General features: G+C 39.2%; 16 protein-coding genes and 1 riboswitch. Of the genes, 7 read left to right on the forward strand and 9 right to left on the reverse strand.

Annotation, left to right across the window (positions count from 1 at the left end; all coding sequences use genetic code 11):
- Nucleotides 1-232: 232 nt before the first annotated feature.
- Nucleotides 233-913 (reverse strand): SMI1/KNR4 family protein, encoded by a 681-nt coding sequence (locus CAL6303_RS21380; RefSeq protein WP_015199913.1) that lies wholly within the window; start codon nt 911-913, stop codon nt 233-235.
- A 402-nt stretch (nt 914-1,315) separates the two neighbouring features.
- On the opposite strand from CAL6303_RS21380, the gene CAL6303_RS21385 reads away from it, so the two are divergent.
- From CAL6303_RS21385 to CAL6303_RS21395, 3 genes are all read left to right on the forward strand, one after another.
- Nucleotides 1,316-2,770, forward strand: a complete 1,455-nt coding sequence (locus CAL6303_RS21385; RefSeq protein WP_015199914.1) for a protein adenylyltransferase SelO — start codon at nt 1,316-1,318, stop codon at nt 2,768-2,770.
- Between the two features lie 620 nt (nt 2,771-3,390).
- The gene (locus CAL6303_RS21390; RefSeq protein WP_015199915.1) at nt 3,391-4,350 is read left to right on the forward strand and encodes an orange carotenoid-binding protein; all 960 of its coding nucleotides are present in this window, start codon (nt 3,391-3,393) and stop codon (nt 4,348-4,350) included.
- Nucleotides 4,351-4,629: 279 nt separating this feature from the next.
- Nucleotides 4,630-4,956: a hypothetical protein gene (locus CAL6303_RS21395; RefSeq protein ID WP_015199916.1), complete on the forward strand. Its 327-nt coding sequence runs from the start codon at nt 4,630-4,632 to the stop codon at nt 4,954-4,956.
- A 196-nt stretch (nt 4,957-5,152) separates the two neighbouring features.
- Here the strand turns inward: CAL6303_RS21395 and speE are convergent, their stop codons facing one another.
- The gene (gene speE / locus CAL6303_RS21400; protein ID WP_015199917.1) at nt 5,153-6,046 is read right to left on the reverse strand and encodes a polyamine aminopropyltransferase; all 894 of its coding nucleotides are present in this window, start codon (nt 6,044-6,046) and stop codon (nt 5,153-5,155) included.
- 251 nt (nt 6,047-6,297) lie between these two features.
- Between speE and CAL6303_RS21405 the strand changes: the two genes are divergently transcribed.
- Nucleotides 6,298-6,570: a hypothetical protein gene (locus CAL6303_RS21405; protein ID WP_015199918.1), complete on the forward strand. Its 273-nt coding sequence runs from the start codon at nt 6,298-6,300 to the stop codon at nt 6,568-6,570.
- Between the two features lie 8 nt (nt 6,571-6,578).
- On the opposite strand, the gene CAL6303_RS21410 is transcribed toward CAL6303_RS21405, so the two are convergent.
- The gene (locus CAL6303_RS21410; RefSeq protein WP_015199919.1) at nt 6,579-7,154 is read right to left on the reverse strand and encodes a TIGR04376 family protein; all 576 of its coding nucleotides are present in this window, start codon (nt 7,152-7,154) and stop codon (nt 6,579-6,581) included.
- Nucleotides 7,155-7,293: 139 nt separating this feature from the next.
- On the opposite strand from CAL6303_RS21410, the gene cofH reads away from it, so the two are divergent.
- From cofH to CAL6303_RS21425, 3 genes are all read left to right on the forward strand, one after another.
- Nucleotides 7,294-8,475 (forward strand): 7,8-didemethyl-8-hydroxy-5-deazariboflavin synthase subunit CofH, encoded by a 1,182-nt coding sequence (cofH, locus tag CAL6303_RS21415; RefSeq protein ID WP_015199920.1) that lies wholly within the window; start codon nt 7,294-7,296, stop codon nt 8,473-8,475.
- An 89-nt stretch (nt 8,476-8,564) separates the two neighbouring features.
- Nucleotides 8,565-8,963, forward strand: coding sequence for a photosystem II protein Psb27 (gene psb27 / locus CAL6303_RS21420; protein ID WP_015199921.1), 399 nt, complete (start codon nt 8,565-8,567; stop codon nt 8,961-8,963).
- Between the two features lie 687 nt (nt 8,964-9,650).
- A complete protein-coding gene (locus CAL6303_RS21425; RefSeq protein WP_015199922.1) occupies nt 9,651-11,150 on the forward strand; it encodes a family 10 glycosylhydrolase in 1,500 nt (499 codons plus the stop codon).
- 289 nt (nt 11,151-11,439) lie between these two features.
- On the opposite strand, the gene CAL6303_RS21430 is transcribed toward CAL6303_RS21425, so the two are convergent.
- From CAL6303_RS21430 to CAL6303_RS21455, 6 genes are all read right to left on the reverse strand, one after another.
- Nucleotides 11,440-12,297 (reverse strand): class I SAM-dependent methyltransferase, encoded by an 858-nt coding sequence (locus tag CAL6303_RS21430; RefSeq protein WP_015199923.1) that lies wholly within the window; start codon nt 12,295-12,297, stop codon nt 11,440-11,442.
- A gap of 230 nt (nt 12,298-12,527) precedes the next feature.
- Nucleotides 12,528-13,478: a methyltransferase domain-containing protein gene (locus CAL6303_RS21435; RefSeq protein ID WP_015199924.1), complete on the reverse strand. Its 951-nt coding sequence runs from the start codon at nt 13,476-13,478 to the stop codon at nt 12,528-12,530.
- A 177-nt stretch (nt 13,479-13,655) separates the two neighbouring features.
- On the reverse strand, nt 13,656-14,084 hold the full coding sequence (locus CAL6303_RS21440; RefSeq protein WP_015199925.1) for a ubiquinol-cytochrome c reductase iron-sulfur subunit: 429 nt from the start codon (nt 14,082-14,084) through the stop codon (nt 13,656-13,658).
- 221 nt (nt 14,085-14,305) lie between these two features.
- Nucleotides 14,306-14,632 (reverse strand): hypothetical protein, encoded by a 327-nt coding sequence (locus CAL6303_RS21445; protein ID WP_238993723.1) that lies wholly within the window; start codon nt 14,630-14,632, stop codon nt 14,306-14,308.
- 209 nt (nt 14,633-14,841) lie between these two features.
- Complete coding sequence (locus tag CAL6303_RS21450; protein ID WP_015199927.1) at nt 14,842-15,351, reverse strand: hypothetical protein; 510 nt, start codon at nt 15,349-15,351, stop codon at nt 14,842-14,844.
- Nucleotides 15,352-15,462: 111 nt separating this feature from the next.
- A complete protein-coding gene (locus CAL6303_RS21455) occupies nt 15,463-15,888 on the reverse strand; it encodes a DUF1636 domain-containing protein (protein WP_015199928.1) in 426 nt (141 codons plus the stop codon).
- 21 nt (nt 15,889-15,909) lie between these two features.
- Nucleotides 15,910-16,068, reverse strand: a riboswitch (cobalamin riboswitch).
- Nucleotides 16,069-16,110: the final 42 nt, after the last annotated feature.

A 16,110-nucleotide genomic window follows, 5' to 3' on the forward strand; every position in this document is an offset into this window, starting at 1 on the left:
TATTTTTAGACACTATTTGTAGATAGTATAACCTATGGCATTGTCTGCATCAGATTTTATTAGAACTTACGCAAGTCTCACAATCCAGGTTTGGTGCTTGGCACTATAGCGCTTCTCGCTTGGATGAAATCAAAATCAGAGTCATCAGGGCAAACAATCGTTTACCCCATAGCATCTTCCACCAGGAATTGTATTTAAATCAACTGAGAAGCACTACATTTAAAATAAAATCTCATCCAAATCTAATTACTTGACTAATACCGCGATTCAACCAATCATTGTACCAATCATAGAAGCTCAAAGCTGTTTTTACCTCTTCAATAGACTCATACAAATCAGCTTCAATATCAGGATCATCATGAAAGAATGCTGCACAATGGGGAGAAAGAGGATAAATACCAGCTTCGTTTGTGCGGTCATCAATCCAAATATTACCGCGTTCTGAACCTGTAATTACTAACCTTGCTTCAACTCCACAACCATATTCAGCAACAAGTATAGTTCCCTGAATAAAGTTCGGATAAAAATAGACTGGATTCCCTTCCTCGTGACTTGCTTGCATCAAATCTAAGTCATTCCATTCGTGAGTCAATATAAAAGGTTGAGATAAATATTTTAGTTCTGGATTTTCGCTGTCGAAAGAATTAATCTCTATACCTAATAAACCATAACCTGGACCAGCACCGCCGTTTCCAACTTCTAGCAAGAAGTCTCTATAGTCATCTGGTAACTTAACTTGATACTGATCCTCAAATTGTTGTATTGCTAATTTAGATAGACAGGGTTTTAGTTTATATTTGTGGGATTCAGAGCCAAAAAATTCGCATCTTTTGTCTAATTCCTTCAAGTGAATCAGCTTATTGTTCAATTTTTTAACATTTCTGTTGATAACTGGTTCTAAACTTTCTAACATATTATGTTACTCCGAAATAATTGATAATTAGCAGACGGCAATCACTTGGGCTAAAGTAGGTTATTACACTGGATATGTGTTTAGTTTAAGTGTCTATTTTGGAATTGAATAAAAGGACAAACTGATAAGTAAACAAACAAAATTAATTACACAATCTCATTGCCTTAAACGTTCGCCTTTGGTATGTTGCAAAGCGACTCAGCGGAATTATGCATAAGTCCGTTCCCAAAGGATAGCGGACACAAAAATTACAGATGTTTCCCATTACTTTGAATGAATGTAAATATTTTTGCTTATTTACTTATGTATTCAGATACCAATGATTAATCATTAACCTTTAATTTGATCAACTACTAGCTCCAGAGGTAGGATGGTGACATAACAAATCAACTTGCACTCGTAATGACTTTGCCTGAAACTTCTCAAAACCCACTTCTTTCCCTGAAATATGAACCTGCCCTAGAATCACTAGGTGATGAATACTACGACGAGGTGCCAGCAGCAGAGTTTCCTAGACAGATCTTACGTTGGCGAAATGATGCACTATTACCCAGATTTGGACTTAACCCTGGAGATGTCAGTGATGAGCATTTTATCCAGGCTTTTGGTAGATTTGAAGGACGAGAGCCATTTTTGGCACTACGATACCATGGCTATCAATTTGGTGAATACAACCCGTTTTTAGGAGATGGTAGAGGCTTTCTGTACGGACAGGTTCGCGGTAATGATGGCGAACTCTACGATTTTGGCACAAAGGGTTCGGGACGTACACCCTATTCTCGTGGTGGTGATGGGATGCTAACCCTCAAAGGTGGTGTACGGGAGGTTTTGGCGGCTGAAATTTTACATCGGATGGGGGTAAACACATCTCGCTGTTTGAGTCTGATTGAGACTGGGATGGATTTATGGCGTGGGGATGAGCCTTCTCCAACTCGTTCTTCGGTAATGATTCGGATGAATCGCTCACATATCCGTTTTGGTACTTTTGAAAGGTTGAATCATATTAAACGTCCTGATTTAGTTGGGAAATTGCTAAATCATGTAATTGATGTTTATTATCCCCATTTAAAGTTAGAATCCGAAAAATATTTATTGTTTTATGGTGAGTTAGTTAAACGTGTGGCTGAATTAGCTGCACAGTGGATGGCTGCTGGTTTTTGTCATGCTGTGTTAAATACAGATAATATGTCCATAACTGGCGAAAGTTTTGATTATGGTCCCTATGCTTTTATTCCGACCTTTGACCCTGAATTTACAGCAGCTTATTTTGATCATTATGGACGTTATAGCTATGCAAATCAACCGGGAATTTGCAAGTTAAATTTAGAATTGTTGCAACAACCTTTGTCAGCAGTAATGGAAATAAAACAGATGCAGACTGTTTTGGCGGAGTTTGATGAACATTATGATTTGCAATATCGTAAATTATTTTTATCTAAGCTGGGTTTAGAAAACGTTGCTCAAAAAGAAACTGGTGAGATATTAATTGCTACTCTTCAATTACTCAGAACCTATCCCATTAGTTATCATGACTTTTTTGCTGAGATAGCTAAATCTTTTTCGATTCAATGGCGTGATGATGCAGGTTTAATTCTCGCTGATTCAGAAATCAAAAAGGCTTTTGGTTTGTCGGAATTATTTGTCAATTGGTCAGGTATATATCACCGTATTTTGGCTAATTTGACACCTGATGAATTAGCAAAAGTTGGTAAAACTCTCAACCGTTATAATCCGCAAACTGTAATTGTGAGAAATGTAATTGAATCAATTTGGGAGCCGATTACATTAGCAGATAATTGGGAATCTTTTTATAGTCTGTTGGTGGAAATTCAGGATGAAGGAACCACTAATAGTTGAGTGGATAAGGGAACATCCCACTTTTTTAAATATTCTGTCATTGCGAGCGAAGCAACCACATGGTTTTTAACTTAGAACAAGTCTATGCGATTGCTACGTCCTTCCTCCCTCTCTACGAGACGCTACGCTTTTCTTATATGCCGTAGGCTTTACGCAATGATGGTTTAAGTTTTCTCCAGTCGCAAAATCGTTTTCATACATCAAATCAGCAACGCCGAAAAACTGGGACACCCTGCGTAAATTAAAAAATGACACTAAATTTAGCCAAACCTGCATTACAGCAGTTTTCAACTATTTGAACCACATCAACCTGGTTTAGCAATGCTAAACCCCTACAGTGTGGTCTATATTACCTGAAAATAGCCGTAAAGATATATATCTTTTCTTGATGAGTTATTTCCCTGTCAGATGAGGGATTGGGAGAACCCATAACTAATTTTTACAGGTGGTTATGAGATATATTGTGAATTTTTATTTACTTTTCTTAATAAAACGTGATAATTTAAGTACTGGTATTGAAGTTTAAACTCCAAAAGTTGGTTGGTTAAACTATTTGTTCCCAAAAGTACTAGGCTTAAATTAGTATCTAGTCGTAAATCCATTTAAGGTAGGACTCTGCTATGCCATTTACCATTGATTCAGCCCGTGGTATTTTCCCAAATACTCTATCTGCTGATGCAGTGCCAGCAACTATTGCCAGATTTGTTCAACTCAGTGCAGAAGACCAGTTGGCTTTAATTTGGTTTGCTTACTTAGAAATGGGCAAAACCATTACCATCGCTGCACCAGGTGCTGCTAACATGCAGTTTGCCGAAGGCACCATGAACCAAATTCGCCAAATGAATTTTACCGAACAATCACAGGCAATGTGTGATTTAGCAAACCGTGCTGACACACCAGTTTGCCGCACCTATGCTACGTGGTCTGCGAATATTAAACTAGGTTTCTGGTATCAATTAGGACAATGGATGGAACAGGGAATTGTTGCTCCAATTCCTGAAGGATATCAGCTTTCTGCTAACGCTTCAGCAGTATTACAGGCAATTAGAGGTTTAGACGCAGGGCAACAAATCACAGTTTTGCGTAACTCTGTGTTGGATATGGGCTTTGATCCCAACAAGATGGGTAGTTACGAGAGAGTTTCTGAAGATGTTGTTGTTCCTAAAGAAATTGGTGAACGTAGCAAAGTCACAATCGAAGGTATCGACAATGCCACTGTGTTGAGCTACATGAACAACATGAACGCCAATGATTTTGATGCCTTGATTGAATTGTTTACTGCCGATGGTGCTTTGCAACCTCCTTTCCAAAGACCAATTGTTGGGAAAGAAGCTGTATTCCGTTTCTTCCGCGAAGAATGTCAAAACTTGAAGTTGTTACCAGAACGGGGAATTATTGAACCCGCAGATGAGAACTATACCCAAATCAAAGTGACTGGTAAAGTGCAAACCCCTTGGTTTGGTGCTGGTGTAGGAATGAATATGGCTTGGAGATTTTTGCTAACTCCAGATAACAAGATTTTCTTTGTGGCAATCGATTTATTGGCATCTCCTAAAGAGTTACTAAATCTGACTCGTTAAAAACCTGGATATGAGTAGGCAATTACAGAAACAGTCATTTTAAATTCTGTATTTTGTTGCTACTCACGGATACTCCGAGCGGTTAGCTATTAGCCAAAAGTTAATAGCTAAGTGCTAATAGCTATTCTAAAAGTTAAACTTTTAACCGTTCTTAGTATAAAACAGTAATGATGGGCATTCTATAAATAAGAGTGTTCCATCATTTTCGAGTCGGTGCCAAAATTTACATAGACAATCAGCGTGAATTGATATCAACCCATAGATTTACAATATTAGATAATGCAAGTGACAGAAATTGATTGGTCTGAGACAGAAAAGGAAGTAGCAAAGACGGCTTTCGATAGAGCTTATGCTAGGGAAATAGATGCTTTGATACTGGAAGTGCGTTCTTTCAGTAGTGCGATCGCGCAAATCGAAGACATGTGGCGTTTGCATGATTTTTTGAGCGCTAGAAGACACGAAATTGATGGGAAATATGACTACAGATATTCCGCTCTCATCTTCGTCTTTGCTGGATTACTCAAAGATGGCTGGTTACATTTGGAAGAGTTGGAAGGACTGGACGCAGATAAGCTAAAAAAGGTTGCTGCTTTAGCACGGATGTAAAGGTCTGATTTTTGAAACTCGTTTGAATTTCTTTTGGGTTAACCCTCTTTCGTCAACTTGGGAGAGAATAATCGCGCTCAGGCTTTTGACAATTTTGCTTTCCACATTTATTGTGAAAAAATCAATGTTACGAGCATAAACGACGATTTTTGTTTGCCAAGAATGGCGAAAGAGAGATAACCCCCGATACAAATATTTAAGCTTCGAGCATTTTTTTAATATGGGTTGGTAAGGCAAAAGCAGCTTGGTGGATATCTGCATTGTAATAGCGCAGTTGGTGAGCTTCAGTAAATTGTGCTGCTTTGTTGTAATCAAAATTCTTGACTGGATGTACTCCCTGCTTGGAACAGTAAGTTAAACTCCACATTCCTGTAGGATACATCGGGATAAATACTAGGTAGCAATGTACATAATCTTGACCAAAAACTTCCTTTAGACATTTATTTAATTCCACAAACGTCTGTTGGTGGAAAATTGGTGATTCACTTTGGATAGTGACAACTCCACCGGGACGTAAAGCGCGGTATACGTCCTGATAAAATGTCTTACTAAATAAGCCCTCTGATGGTCCCACGGGGTCAGAAGAATCGATAATTATTAAATCATAGGACTCATCAGCCGCATTTTGTAGATATTTAATCCCATCATCAATTAGTAAGTTTAATTTTGGATGCTCCAAAGCTGAGGAAATTGTTGGTAAAAATAACTTAGAAGCACGCACCACCGCTTCATCAATTTCCACCATCGTGATTTTTTCTATTTCCTCATGGAGTACCAATTCTCGAATTGTTCCCCCATCACCAGCACCAATTACTAAGACATCTTTGACACTTGGGTGAGTGAGCATCGGCACATGGACAATCATCTCGTGGTAAGCAGCTTCATCAGCTTCTGTACACATTACCATGCGATCGATAGTCAGCATTTTCCCTCTGTCATGAGTATTAAATACTTCAACAGTTTGAAATGGAGATTCTTCTTTAAAAAGACTTTCTCCCTGAAAGCGGATAGACAGGGCAACTCTACCGTTGCTATCTGTCACCCATTCTTCGGGGTTGAGTTGTGGTGATGCAGTATCGGGAGTTGTCATGGTTAGTCCCCAAAGTGTAATTAATTATTAATGTGTCGGTTGGTTCTCTGACTTCGTGAGTATACGCTGTTAGGGGATTTGGCTCAATAGTGGAAATGGCTAATGTTTGGTTAAGGAGAAATTAAGGAAATAGAATGCAGAGAGACGGTACATGTCTCGTCTGCCTGACTAAATTGTTGTTTAGACGAACATCAATTATCATGCAATCTATCTAGTGTGTGTAGAGTTGCTTTCAATTCAAGGATCAAAGTATGAAAATTTGGCTTGCCTGTTTTTTTATCTTATTTGCGCTGGCAGAGCTTTTTGACTGGGTTAAGGATTTTTCTCTACCTTTACCAATTTATATTTTAGGTGGTGCTTTCTTAGCTGTTGCATCTAATTATAATCGTTTGATTGGTTCTAATATAGTCGGCGAAATTTTACCTCAAAGGCAACAATTAGATGCACCAACTCAAGGAAATCAAGGGATTGATTTTGATCATTCGTCGGAAAATGTGCTGTCAAAGTCAGAAATTACTCAGTAAGCTATTGACTATTTGCCCATTTTACGCTTCATTTGTTCCAGTTCATCTTCAGTTTCCCAACGCTGAAACTTTGCTTCCAAATCATCAAAATTGCTGGAATAATTGCTGCTAGGGCTGTTCCAACCATTGCTATCTATTTTTTGCTGTGCCTGATTTTTGGTACGTGTTGCCTGTGCTTCGGTAGCTTTAGTTTGAACTTCCTGTCGTCTGAGTTGAATTTTCTGGGCTAATTCCTTCGCTTGTTGAATCCGTTCTTTGATACCCTGCATTTGTCCCCATTGCTGATTTCCTTGACGTAGCAAAGCAGCTTCCCTTTCTTGTGCTGCTGCGGCTAAATCGGGACGATTGCCATTTTTGGCTTTTTGGACACGTTCGTGCCATCTTTGGATATCCTGTGCAGTAGCGAGAATTTCATCTTGCGATCGCTTCTCCTGTACTTTCAAGTCAGCGATTAGCTTTAGTGTATCGCCTTCTTGCTCCCGTAGCTGTTCTAACAGTGCTTCCAACTCCAAATGTGGGTTGTTTTTAAGAAACTCTTCCAAACGATTTTCTAGAAACCGACTCAAATCATCGAATAGTCCCACTGCTCAAGCTCCACAGATATTGGTTGCCACTTTAATTGTATTAATTATGTTGCCAGACGAGAAGTAATCTTGTATTGCACCTTGGGAGGAATTGGCGTTTCCGCTAAAATGAAGATCATGGTTATTACTTGGTGACATTGTGCTGCTTGCAAACCCCATCGATCAAATTCTGGAAAATGCTGCCTTGGGTGTTGATTTGTCACCTGCCGAAGGGATAGCTTTATTGAAGCAGAATGAAGCCGATGTAATCGAGAAAATTCGCTTGACTGCTGATAAGTTGCGGCAACAGCAAGCTGGGGATACTGTCACCTACGTCATCAACCGGAATATCAACTTTACAAATATCTGTAACCAACATTGTAGCTTCTGCGCGTTCCGACGCGATCGCACTGATGAAGGAGCCTATTGGTTAGATTGGCACCAAATTCTCGAAAAAGCCACGGATGCTGTAAAAAGAGGTGCGACGGAAATTTGTATGCAAGGTGGTTTGAATCCCGAAGCTTTAATTGATAATCAAGCTTTACCCTACTATCTGAAGTTGGTGGAAACCATTAAACAAGCATCTCCCCAACTCCATCTCCATGCTTTTTCTCCCCAAGAGATTCAATTTATCGCCAAAATAGATGGTATTAGTTACACAGAAGTAATTACAGCCCTAAAAGATGCTGGTTTGGGTTCCATGCCAGGAACCGCCGCCGAAATATTAGATGATCAAGTTAGAAAAATATTATGTCCCGAAAAAACCAACTCAGCAACCTGGTTAGAAATCGTTGAAATAGCCCACAAATTAGGTGTCCCCACCACCAGCACCATGCTTTCGGGACATATTGAAACCCCAGAACAGCAAATTATGCATTTGGAAAAATTACGCCAGTTGCAAAAAACTGCCATCAAAAACAACTATCCCGCCAGAATAACCGAGTTTATTTTGCTACCCTTTGTTGGGCAGGAAGCCCCCAAAGTCCTGAGAAATCGTGTAGGCAGAGACCAACCGTTGTTACAATCATCACTTTTGTTGACAGCGATCGCCCGAATATATTTAGGAAAATATATCCCCAACCATCAACCAAGTTGGGTGAAACTGGGATTAGAAGGAGCCACAACAGCCTTGAATTGGGGATGTAATGACCTTGGTGGTACCTTGATGGAAGAACATATTAGTACCATGGCAGGGGCAGTAGGTGGAACCTGTATGGAAGTAGAAGAATTAGAAAACGCGATCGCATCCCTCAACCGTCCCTATCAACAACGTGATACCCTTTATGGGGAGAAGGGAGCAGGGGAAGTAGGGGAGAAAAGAATTAGAACTTTGAAACCTTGATAACAACAGTTAACTGTTAAATATTGATCCCTGTGATACCAATCCAAGATAGGATAGACGGTGATTTAGGTATTCTTCACTCAATAATTATGAAGCGCTATTGGTCACGTCTGCTTGCTTTGGTTTTGGTTGTAGCCATCGGCTTAATGGGTTGTTCCTCCGCTCCTGGTAGCCTATCGGGAGACTATAGCCAAGATACATTAACAGTCATCAGTACTTTAAGAAACGCCTTAGAATTACCCAACGATGCAGAAAATAAAATAGCCATTCAATCGGAAGCACGTCAAAAAATTAACGACTTTTACTCTCGCTACCAACGTAGTAACTCAGTCGGTACTCTGAGTTCTTTCACAACTATGCGAACAGCCCTTAATTCCCTTGCTGGACACTATAGTTCATACCCCAATCGTCCCGTACCTCAAAAGTTGAAAGACAGATTAGAGCAAGAATTTGCCCAAGTCGAAGCCGCTTTACGACGTGGTGCTTAATTAATTTTTGGCATTGGGAAATGGAGATTTGTCAGAGAAATCTAGACAAAGCTAATGTTAGGTAGTATTTAATATTAGTCCAAAGTCTTAAAAATTCAGATATAAAGGACAATCCCTCTATCCCCTGCTATCTCAAGTTGGGGATTAGTTTTGTGTTGAATTTCCCAAAAATTAAGGACAAACAGGCATCTTACTAAGTGTGACAACTAGACTTGCTCTGAGTTGGTGAATTTTATTGAGGACAATACCCTTGACGATGAATCAAAGGATAAAGTTTGATGTAGTTATAGGTGTACTTAGTAATTTAATTTCAGTATTTATGCATAGTAAGAATTTATTATTACCATCGATAAATTTTATATTAAAAAATCTCATGAGTTATTTGTCTTTGCAGGCAAAAAACCTATTTTAAGTTGGAATTTATCCGATTATTCAACTTAAAGCTTGTTGATTAATCTTTAACCAGGCTCCTATTTTACCATAGGCATACTCCTAAAATTTTCCGGAATAATCTGATTCCGGAACAGTTTGACATCAAAATCAACCGAATTACTAAATTACGGCAACCGAAATTAGGATTTTGTCGTCCTGATTACCATTCTTGACTTTATATCTTTTCCGCCTCACCCTAAATCTGATCTTTGGAAATTGGAGAATGGCGAATCTCAGTGGAATCTACTTTTAACTATGCCTAAGCATCTATTGAATATTGCCAAACCAATGTTTTTTTGGCGATACCTCCTAACTGTGGTATTTAGCAGCAATTTATTGATACCTTATTTAGGGGCTAGCCCTGCTGTTGCCCAACTTAACGATTATTGTCAGTTATCATCTACAGCGATTCAAAATAAAGAAAAGCTGCGATTATCGGCAATGCGAGGAAATAAAGAAGCAAAGGTACGCTACCGTGAACAAGTTGCTCAACATGCAAAGGGTGTGCAACAATGCCGTAACCGAAATTGGTTAAAGGTTCAAGCTGTATGGTTGCGATTATATCCTTGTGATATCAAACCAGGTGCTCTCGATCGGATTATGGATCAAATCGTGAGTAAAGGTTATAATGCCGTTTATTTAGAAACCTTCTACGATGGGCGGGTAATGTTACCTGCTGCTAATAATCCCACGGCTTGGCCCTCTGTGGTACAGATGCCAGAGGCTAAAAATGCCGATTTACTGGCTGCTGGAATTCAAAAAGGTCGAGAAAGGGGTTTAAAAGTTTACGCTTGGATGTATACCGCTAACTTCGGCTATTCCTACGCTCAACGGCGAGAAAAAGAAAGTGCGATCGCGCGCAACGGCAAAGGGCAAACTAGTTTATATGTGGTGAATGATGGTGGAAACCAGGTATTTATCGATCCCTATAGCGCGGAAGCGAAAGCAGACTACTATCGTTTAGTGCAGGAAGTAGTCCGTCGTCGTCCTGATGGAATCTTGTTCGATTACATCCGGTATCCCCGTCAAAGTGGTACTGATTCCATTGCTACGAAAGTAACTGATTTATGGTTGTACACCGAAGCTACCCAGCAGGCTTTGTTTAAAAGGGCGCAAAACTATAAAGGATTAGATTTGATTCGCCGCTTTTTAAGTAAGGGATTTATTTCTGAGGCTGATATTTCTGATGTTGATCAGCTATATCCCCAGGAAAGCGAGCCTTTATGGCAGGGTCGAGTAATTCCGAGTCAAAAAGCAATTTTACCTGCTAATTTGCGGCAGTCGCAATTGCAGTGGGATTTATGGCAGCTTTCGGTGGCACATGCTATGCAAGGAATAATTGATTTTGTCACTATGGCAAGCAACCCAGCAAAACAGTTAGGAATTCCCAGTGGAGTTGTCTTTTTCCCCGATGGCAATCAAGTTGTGGGACGGGGTTATGATTCGCGCTTACAGCCTTGGGATCGGTTTCCTAGTTCAATGGAATGGCACGCGATGTCCTACGCTAATTGTGGTCATGCTGGTTGCGTTGCCCAGCAAGTAGCACGGGTTTTGAGTATGGCAAAATCACAAACTCAGGTGATTCCAGCAATTGCTGGTAATTGGGGAGAATCAGCTAAGGGTCGTCCTCCTTTGGAAGTGCAAATGCAAGCTTTGCGACAGTTTGCCCCTCGGTTGCGTGGGGTGAGTCACTTTGCCTATTCCTGGCAAGACCCGGAAGATGATAGCGATCGCAAGTTTTGTAGAGCGCAGTAATTACGTTGAGATGGGAATCATCCTGTCTCAATTTTTAATCGTTGTTGGAAAAAATATTTGGTTGTTGTAATTGTGTTGCCACAATGTGGGAAAATATGAATATAAGAATTTTATAATTGGGTGTGACCAAAATTTTTATGAAGGGACGAGTTCCCATTATAAAAATCATTACTTACCTATGTATACCACAAACTACACTGCCAAGTTTCACTAAAATCACTAAATTTAATTAAAAAAATATCAATTGGTTTCACCGGAGTTCGACTCCAGCAAAACCGCTATATCTTGCTCAATCACCGACAAATCTCCAAAGCTGAATTTTATAACAAAGATGTTTTTCAAAAATAGCTCGTGCTGCCAATCCCTCAACAATTGGTTTATCCAACCAGCGTTTAAATGCCCAACTTCCAATCGCATGTAATGGTGGAACAGCAATAGCTACCAATTCAGCAATATATTTCATCGTTGTCAGTCCAAAAGTCTGGAAAACATCAATACACAAATCTATAGTTGGTGCAATAGATTTAGAAATATCTTCATCTTTAACTAATTCAAATCCAGCCTTTTCCAAAGCTAATTTGAGTTCGCTAACAACATGACAATTTGAGAAAATACCTTCTTTATAATCACCATCAAGCCGCATCATATCGGCAATTAATAGGTAGCCCCCACTACCCAGTAAACGAGCCGCACCTTGAGCCAAATCATCAACAGCTATATATTGGCTGCTTTCACTAAACAGAACTAAGTCGTAGGATTTGTTTTGTTGAAAATCTTCAAATCTGGTTAAGTAAAAAGGTACTTGACCGTTTGTATTCTTAATAAACCTTTCTTCTTGAAGTGCATCAGGTGCTAATCCTTCAACTTGGAAACCTCTTTCAGTCAGGTATATTGCATTACCACCAATCCCACAACCCACATCAAGTATAGTTTTTATCCCCTGGGGAATAGCGCTCATAACCTTAGCTGCGTAAGCTTCTTGAGCTACACGCATCCTAGTCAGAGTCAATTCCTCTCCAACAGAAGGTAGTGGTTCCCAATACCCATAGTGGAGGTAGTAAGAACCCGTGAGTCCTGTATAGTAATCTATCGCTGCATTTTGGTAGCGAGTCGGTTTAGGAACTTGAATAGACTTTGATTTTTGCATTTAGTTTTATGATTAGTGAATAGGATTGGAGACTTAATTAAGGATATATATCAATACTTTGCCTTTACTTAGAGGAGGAAAAGGAATTTCCTCAAATCCGTTAACAGCTACCAAGTTTTTAATTTTTGATGTACCAATAAAAACATTCTCTCACCTCTATCCACTTTTGATGATTCTTCTTTGTGTAGATTATAAAGCTGGGAGAATAATCAGACTTTATGCATGACAAATTATTTACCAGAAAATCCACGTACAGCACGGAACATTCCAAAACGGCAAAGACCTGCACCAAATGCTAACCGCATCAAAATGAGGGTCGGGACTTCTCGCAAAGATTTAATGAAACCAGATGCACCGAAACGTACTAAACCACTAGGTCTAGCTATTCCCTGCCAAATAGAATCAAGCCATGAGGGAAGTGTTTCTTCTGTCCAGTCTGCTGTAATTGTTTTCCCCTTTACTAATCCTGTTTCTTCCAAAAGCTCAGAAAAACCTTCAATACTGGCAAAAGCAGGATGAGACCACTGATCCAACAATTGTTGCATCACAGGTTTTTCCCAAAAATTCAAAGGAATTTGGCGATCATCTCTTTGATTCCAATCAGCCACAACCAGCAATCCATCAGGCTTTAAGACCCGCATCAGTTCTTTGGCGAAAACAGCTTTATCTGGCATGTGGGGACCAGCTTCAATCGACCAAACTACATCAAAACTGCCATCAGGGAAAGAAAGTGCCATGGCATCATCTACCTGAAACTGAGCGCTAACTCCTTGGGGAGTCAATTCCTGAGCGCGTTTAACCTGTTGGGGACTAATGGTGATACCTGTTACAGCAAACCCGTAATCCCTCGCCAAAATTCGACTACTACCCCCAATTCCACAACCAACATCTAAAACGGTTGTACCGGGGGGTAATTTATCCAAACCACCCCAACGCACCATTTCATGTACAAAGTCAGATTTTGCGGCAAGAAAATCTTTTTGTTGTGGAGGTGAACCATAATGACCTAAGTGGATATGTTCACCCCAATAAAATTCTAAAATGCCGTCTTCTGTCCATTCGTCGTAGGAATTAGCGACTGTATTGGATGATTCGTAACGACGAGATGTGGATAAATAAACTACAATTCCCAGTATTAATAATGCAATGATAAATCCTAGGGCAGGAAACAACCAACTCATGAAAATTAAGCCTTAATATTTTTTAATAATTCTATCTTATTATTAAAGACAAAATTAAACATGTATAATATAAAACCCAAATAATCAGTGCTGATTAAGTAAATTTAGCTTTAGTTGGATTATGCGATACCTAGGGTGGTAAACAACGCATGGTTGATATTTAGGAAAATCATGACATCAAACTCCCACCATTACCTTATTACCTTCTATCTTGGTTTTATAAGTTGGCAATGGTTTAGTTGCTGGTCCATTTTGAACCTTTCCAGTCGTGGTAAATTCGGAAGCATGACAGGGGCATAAAAATATCTTTTCTTCTGCTTCCCAATCAACTTTGCAACCAAGGTGTGTACAAGTTGGATTCACCGCAATCAAATTTTTGCTTTTAGATGTTCCAACGACTAAAACCGCACCCAAAGATGATTTAGCTTTGAATAATTGACCTGCTTTATCTAATTCTGCAACAGTCCCGATGGAAATCCAATTTGTAGATTTTGTTGGCTTCTTTTTTGATTGGGGTTTAGCTGCATAACTTGCAGCAACGAATATAGGGAACAAATTGATAAACAAGCTAATACTGAACAAATTCAGAAATTTACGACGATTCATAGAATTTGGATATAGTTATGATTGAGAAAATACAATAATTGCTTTTGAGTGAGCGTTATTTTATTTTGTCGGAATCAAAATGTAGGATATAGTTCAACAGGTAAATAAACTAAGTTATACTTTTAACTCTTTGTTTACTACCCTTATATCCTACAATATATACTTTAATTAGTTACACCCTATATCTTTAATTAGCCCAAAATTACTCAGTAAAATATCTTCTAAGGTAAGCTATTCCGCAGACGACGTATACAGTTAATCGAAGCGACACAATCACAACCAAACATTGCTACAGCAGCATCACTCTCTTCATCAGTAACACCAAGCAGCGCACTTTCATTATTCATATCAGCCGCATCGATTTCTACATTACCCTTCTTTAAGTGAGATAATTGGGATGCGTTAGCACAGAAAAACTTACCGAGTTTTGTATGTTTTACACAGGCTTTTTGACTTTCTGCCGATACTGGTGTGACAGTTGCATCTGGACGTTCTACAGGTTGTACATTCTTAACTGTCTCACTAGCTACAGCTATCTTTCCACTCATTAACAATGAACCTAGAGATATAAATGCTAGAGGTTTTTTTGTCAAGTTTGAGAATATTTGTTTCACTCAGATCTCCTAACAGTACAAGGATTAGCATTGCGAATTGATTCTAACCGACGTGACGAGAATCTTTTTTGTCTAGTTCCTGAAATTAACTATGTGTAACACATTTCTAATTTTTTGACTACTGATACTTTGCGTATAATTATTTACTCTACGTAGCTAGAAAATTCATGCCATTGCTGGCGTACTTGCTGATAGCATTCTAATGGTGTCATGAGGGGGTTTTGTAAAATATTGACTTCAATTTGTGAACCATCTTTAACTAAGATAATCACATCTTGTTGAGGTTTGTAAGTATCAACTGCTTCTAAGATATGGTCGATAGTTTCTGATGCTACCATCCACTCATGTAAATAAGCTTTGAGATCTGTTTGCACTAGAAAGTGAGTGCTGACTATTTCATCTGCACAGTGATATTTCCCACGGATAATAGAAAAAGGAATGCGGGGTAAATCGACTTTTCTAATATGGCAAAAAACTGCCCCACGTCCTAGCTGAGAAAAACCTTTCCAAGCTGTATAACCAATTAGCAAAAAATTGGTAAAGTTCAATTCTTTTGGCAATTCAATTACTCTCCTTTGGAGGAAATAAACAGTACCAAATATTGGTGATGCCAACAAATAACGATAATCATTATTACATAAATATTGGGTCATGCCGTTACCGACTCCCTAACAATTCACCCCAACATGTCTGTATAAACTAGGTGTGAACCTTCTTAGCTGTTTCAGATCAAGTTGCTTGATTTCTCAACTCAATCTAAGTAATTAATTACACAGTTCCAATTGAATATTATTAGCTTCGAGAGGAATTGAAACTGATGGAATTCTTGCTAAGATACCTTTTTTCAGTGGCTCAGGACGTTCTGACCAAGGTAGTAAACCCTCTGGATGTAGGTAATATTTAGTCGCACAACTAAATACTCCATCAACTTCTGCGGGAGTTAATTCAGGGGAAATATCACCGAAAAGATACGTATTTTTACCAGGAGCAGCAAATGAAACTACACAAGAACGGCTACAAGCACTCATACATTCCACTGCTTGGATGACGAATTCTGCGCTGGATTCACGATTTAAATAATCTGCTTGTAAGCGTTTGAGCAGCTTTTCGCCACCACTTTCACCGACACGATTACCATTTTCCCACTTACTAGCACAAGTGGTACAAACAAAAATTGTATGTGCGCTCATCTATACCTCGTAGATTTAGCTGGGTTGTTTTGACTTATCGGCGGGCATTCTGACTGACAAGGTTAATATTTTTCTTTTTTTCCTTGATTACAGCTGCGGGACAGCGCCGGACTTACACCGGACTTTCCCCGTTACCTCTAGTGGATGATACTCACTAGAACCGAGATTAAGGTGAATGCTAACACAAATTTAGTGTATTTGGATCGCTATTCCAGTTTTCAG

This window comes from Calothrix sp. PCC 6303 (assembly GCF_000317435.1).
In the GTDB taxonomy this organism is placed as follows: domain Bacteria; phylum Cyanobacteriota; class Cyanobacteriia; order Cyanobacteriales; family Nostocaceae; genus PCC-6303.

Bases quoted from the DNA above. Each gene is read 5' to 3' on its own strand.
- CAL6303_RS21435 (WP_015199924.1), bottom strand. From the start codon at position 13,478: ATGAGTTGGTTGTTTCCTGCCCTAGGATTTATCATTGCATTATTAATA.
- CAL6303_RS21405 (WP_015199918.1), top strand. From the start codon at position 6,298: ATGAAAATTTGGCTTGCCTGTTTTTTTATCTTATTTGCGCTGGCAGAG.
- CAL6303_RS21395 (WP_015199916.1), top strand. From the start codon at position 4,630: ATGCAAGTGACAGAAATTGATTGGTCTGAGACAGAAAAGGAAGTAGCA.
- CAL6303_RS21380 (WP_015199913.1), bottom strand. From the start codon at position 913: ATGTTAGAAAGTTTAGAACCAGTTATCAACAGAAATGTTAAAAAATTG.
- CAL6303_RS21430 (WP_015199923.1), bottom strand. From the start codon at position 12,297: ATGCAAAAATCAAAGTCTATTCAAGTTCCTAAACCGACTCGCTACCAA.
- psb27 (WP_015199921.1), top strand. From the start codon at position 8,565: ATGAAGCGCTATTGGTCACGTCTGCTTGCTTTGGTTTTGGTTGTAGCC.
- CAL6303_RS21440 (WP_015199925.1), bottom strand. From the start codon at position 14,084: ATGAATCGTCGTAAATTTCTGAATTTGTTCAGTATTAGCTTGTTTATC.
- CAL6303_RS21450 (WP_015199927.1), bottom strand. From the start codon at position 15,351: ATGACCCAATATTTATGTAATAATGATTATCGTTATTTGTTGGCATCA.
- CAL6303_RS21425 (WP_015199922.1), top strand. From the start codon at position 9,651: ATGCCTAAGCATCTATTGAATATTGCCAAACCAATGTTTTTTTGGCGA.
- CAL6303_RS21445 (WP_238993723.1), bottom strand. From the start codon at position 14,632: ATGAGTGGAAAGATAGCTGTAGCTAGTGAGACAGTTAAGAATGTACAA.
- CAL6303_RS21390 (WP_015199915.1), top strand. From the start codon at position 3,391: ATGCCATTTACCATTGATTCAGCCCGTGGTATTTTCCCAAATACTCTA.
- CAL6303_RS21455 (WP_015199928.1), bottom strand. From the start codon at position 15,888: ATGAGCGCACATACAATTTTTGTTTGTACCACTTGTGCTAGTAAGTGG.
- speE (WP_015199917.1), bottom strand. From the start codon at position 6,046: ATGACAACTCCCGATACTGCATCACCACAACTCAACCCCGAAGAATGG.
- CAL6303_RS21385 (WP_015199914.1), top strand. From the start codon at position 1,316: ATGACTTTGCCTGAAACTTCTCAAAACCCACTTCTTTCCCTGAAATAT.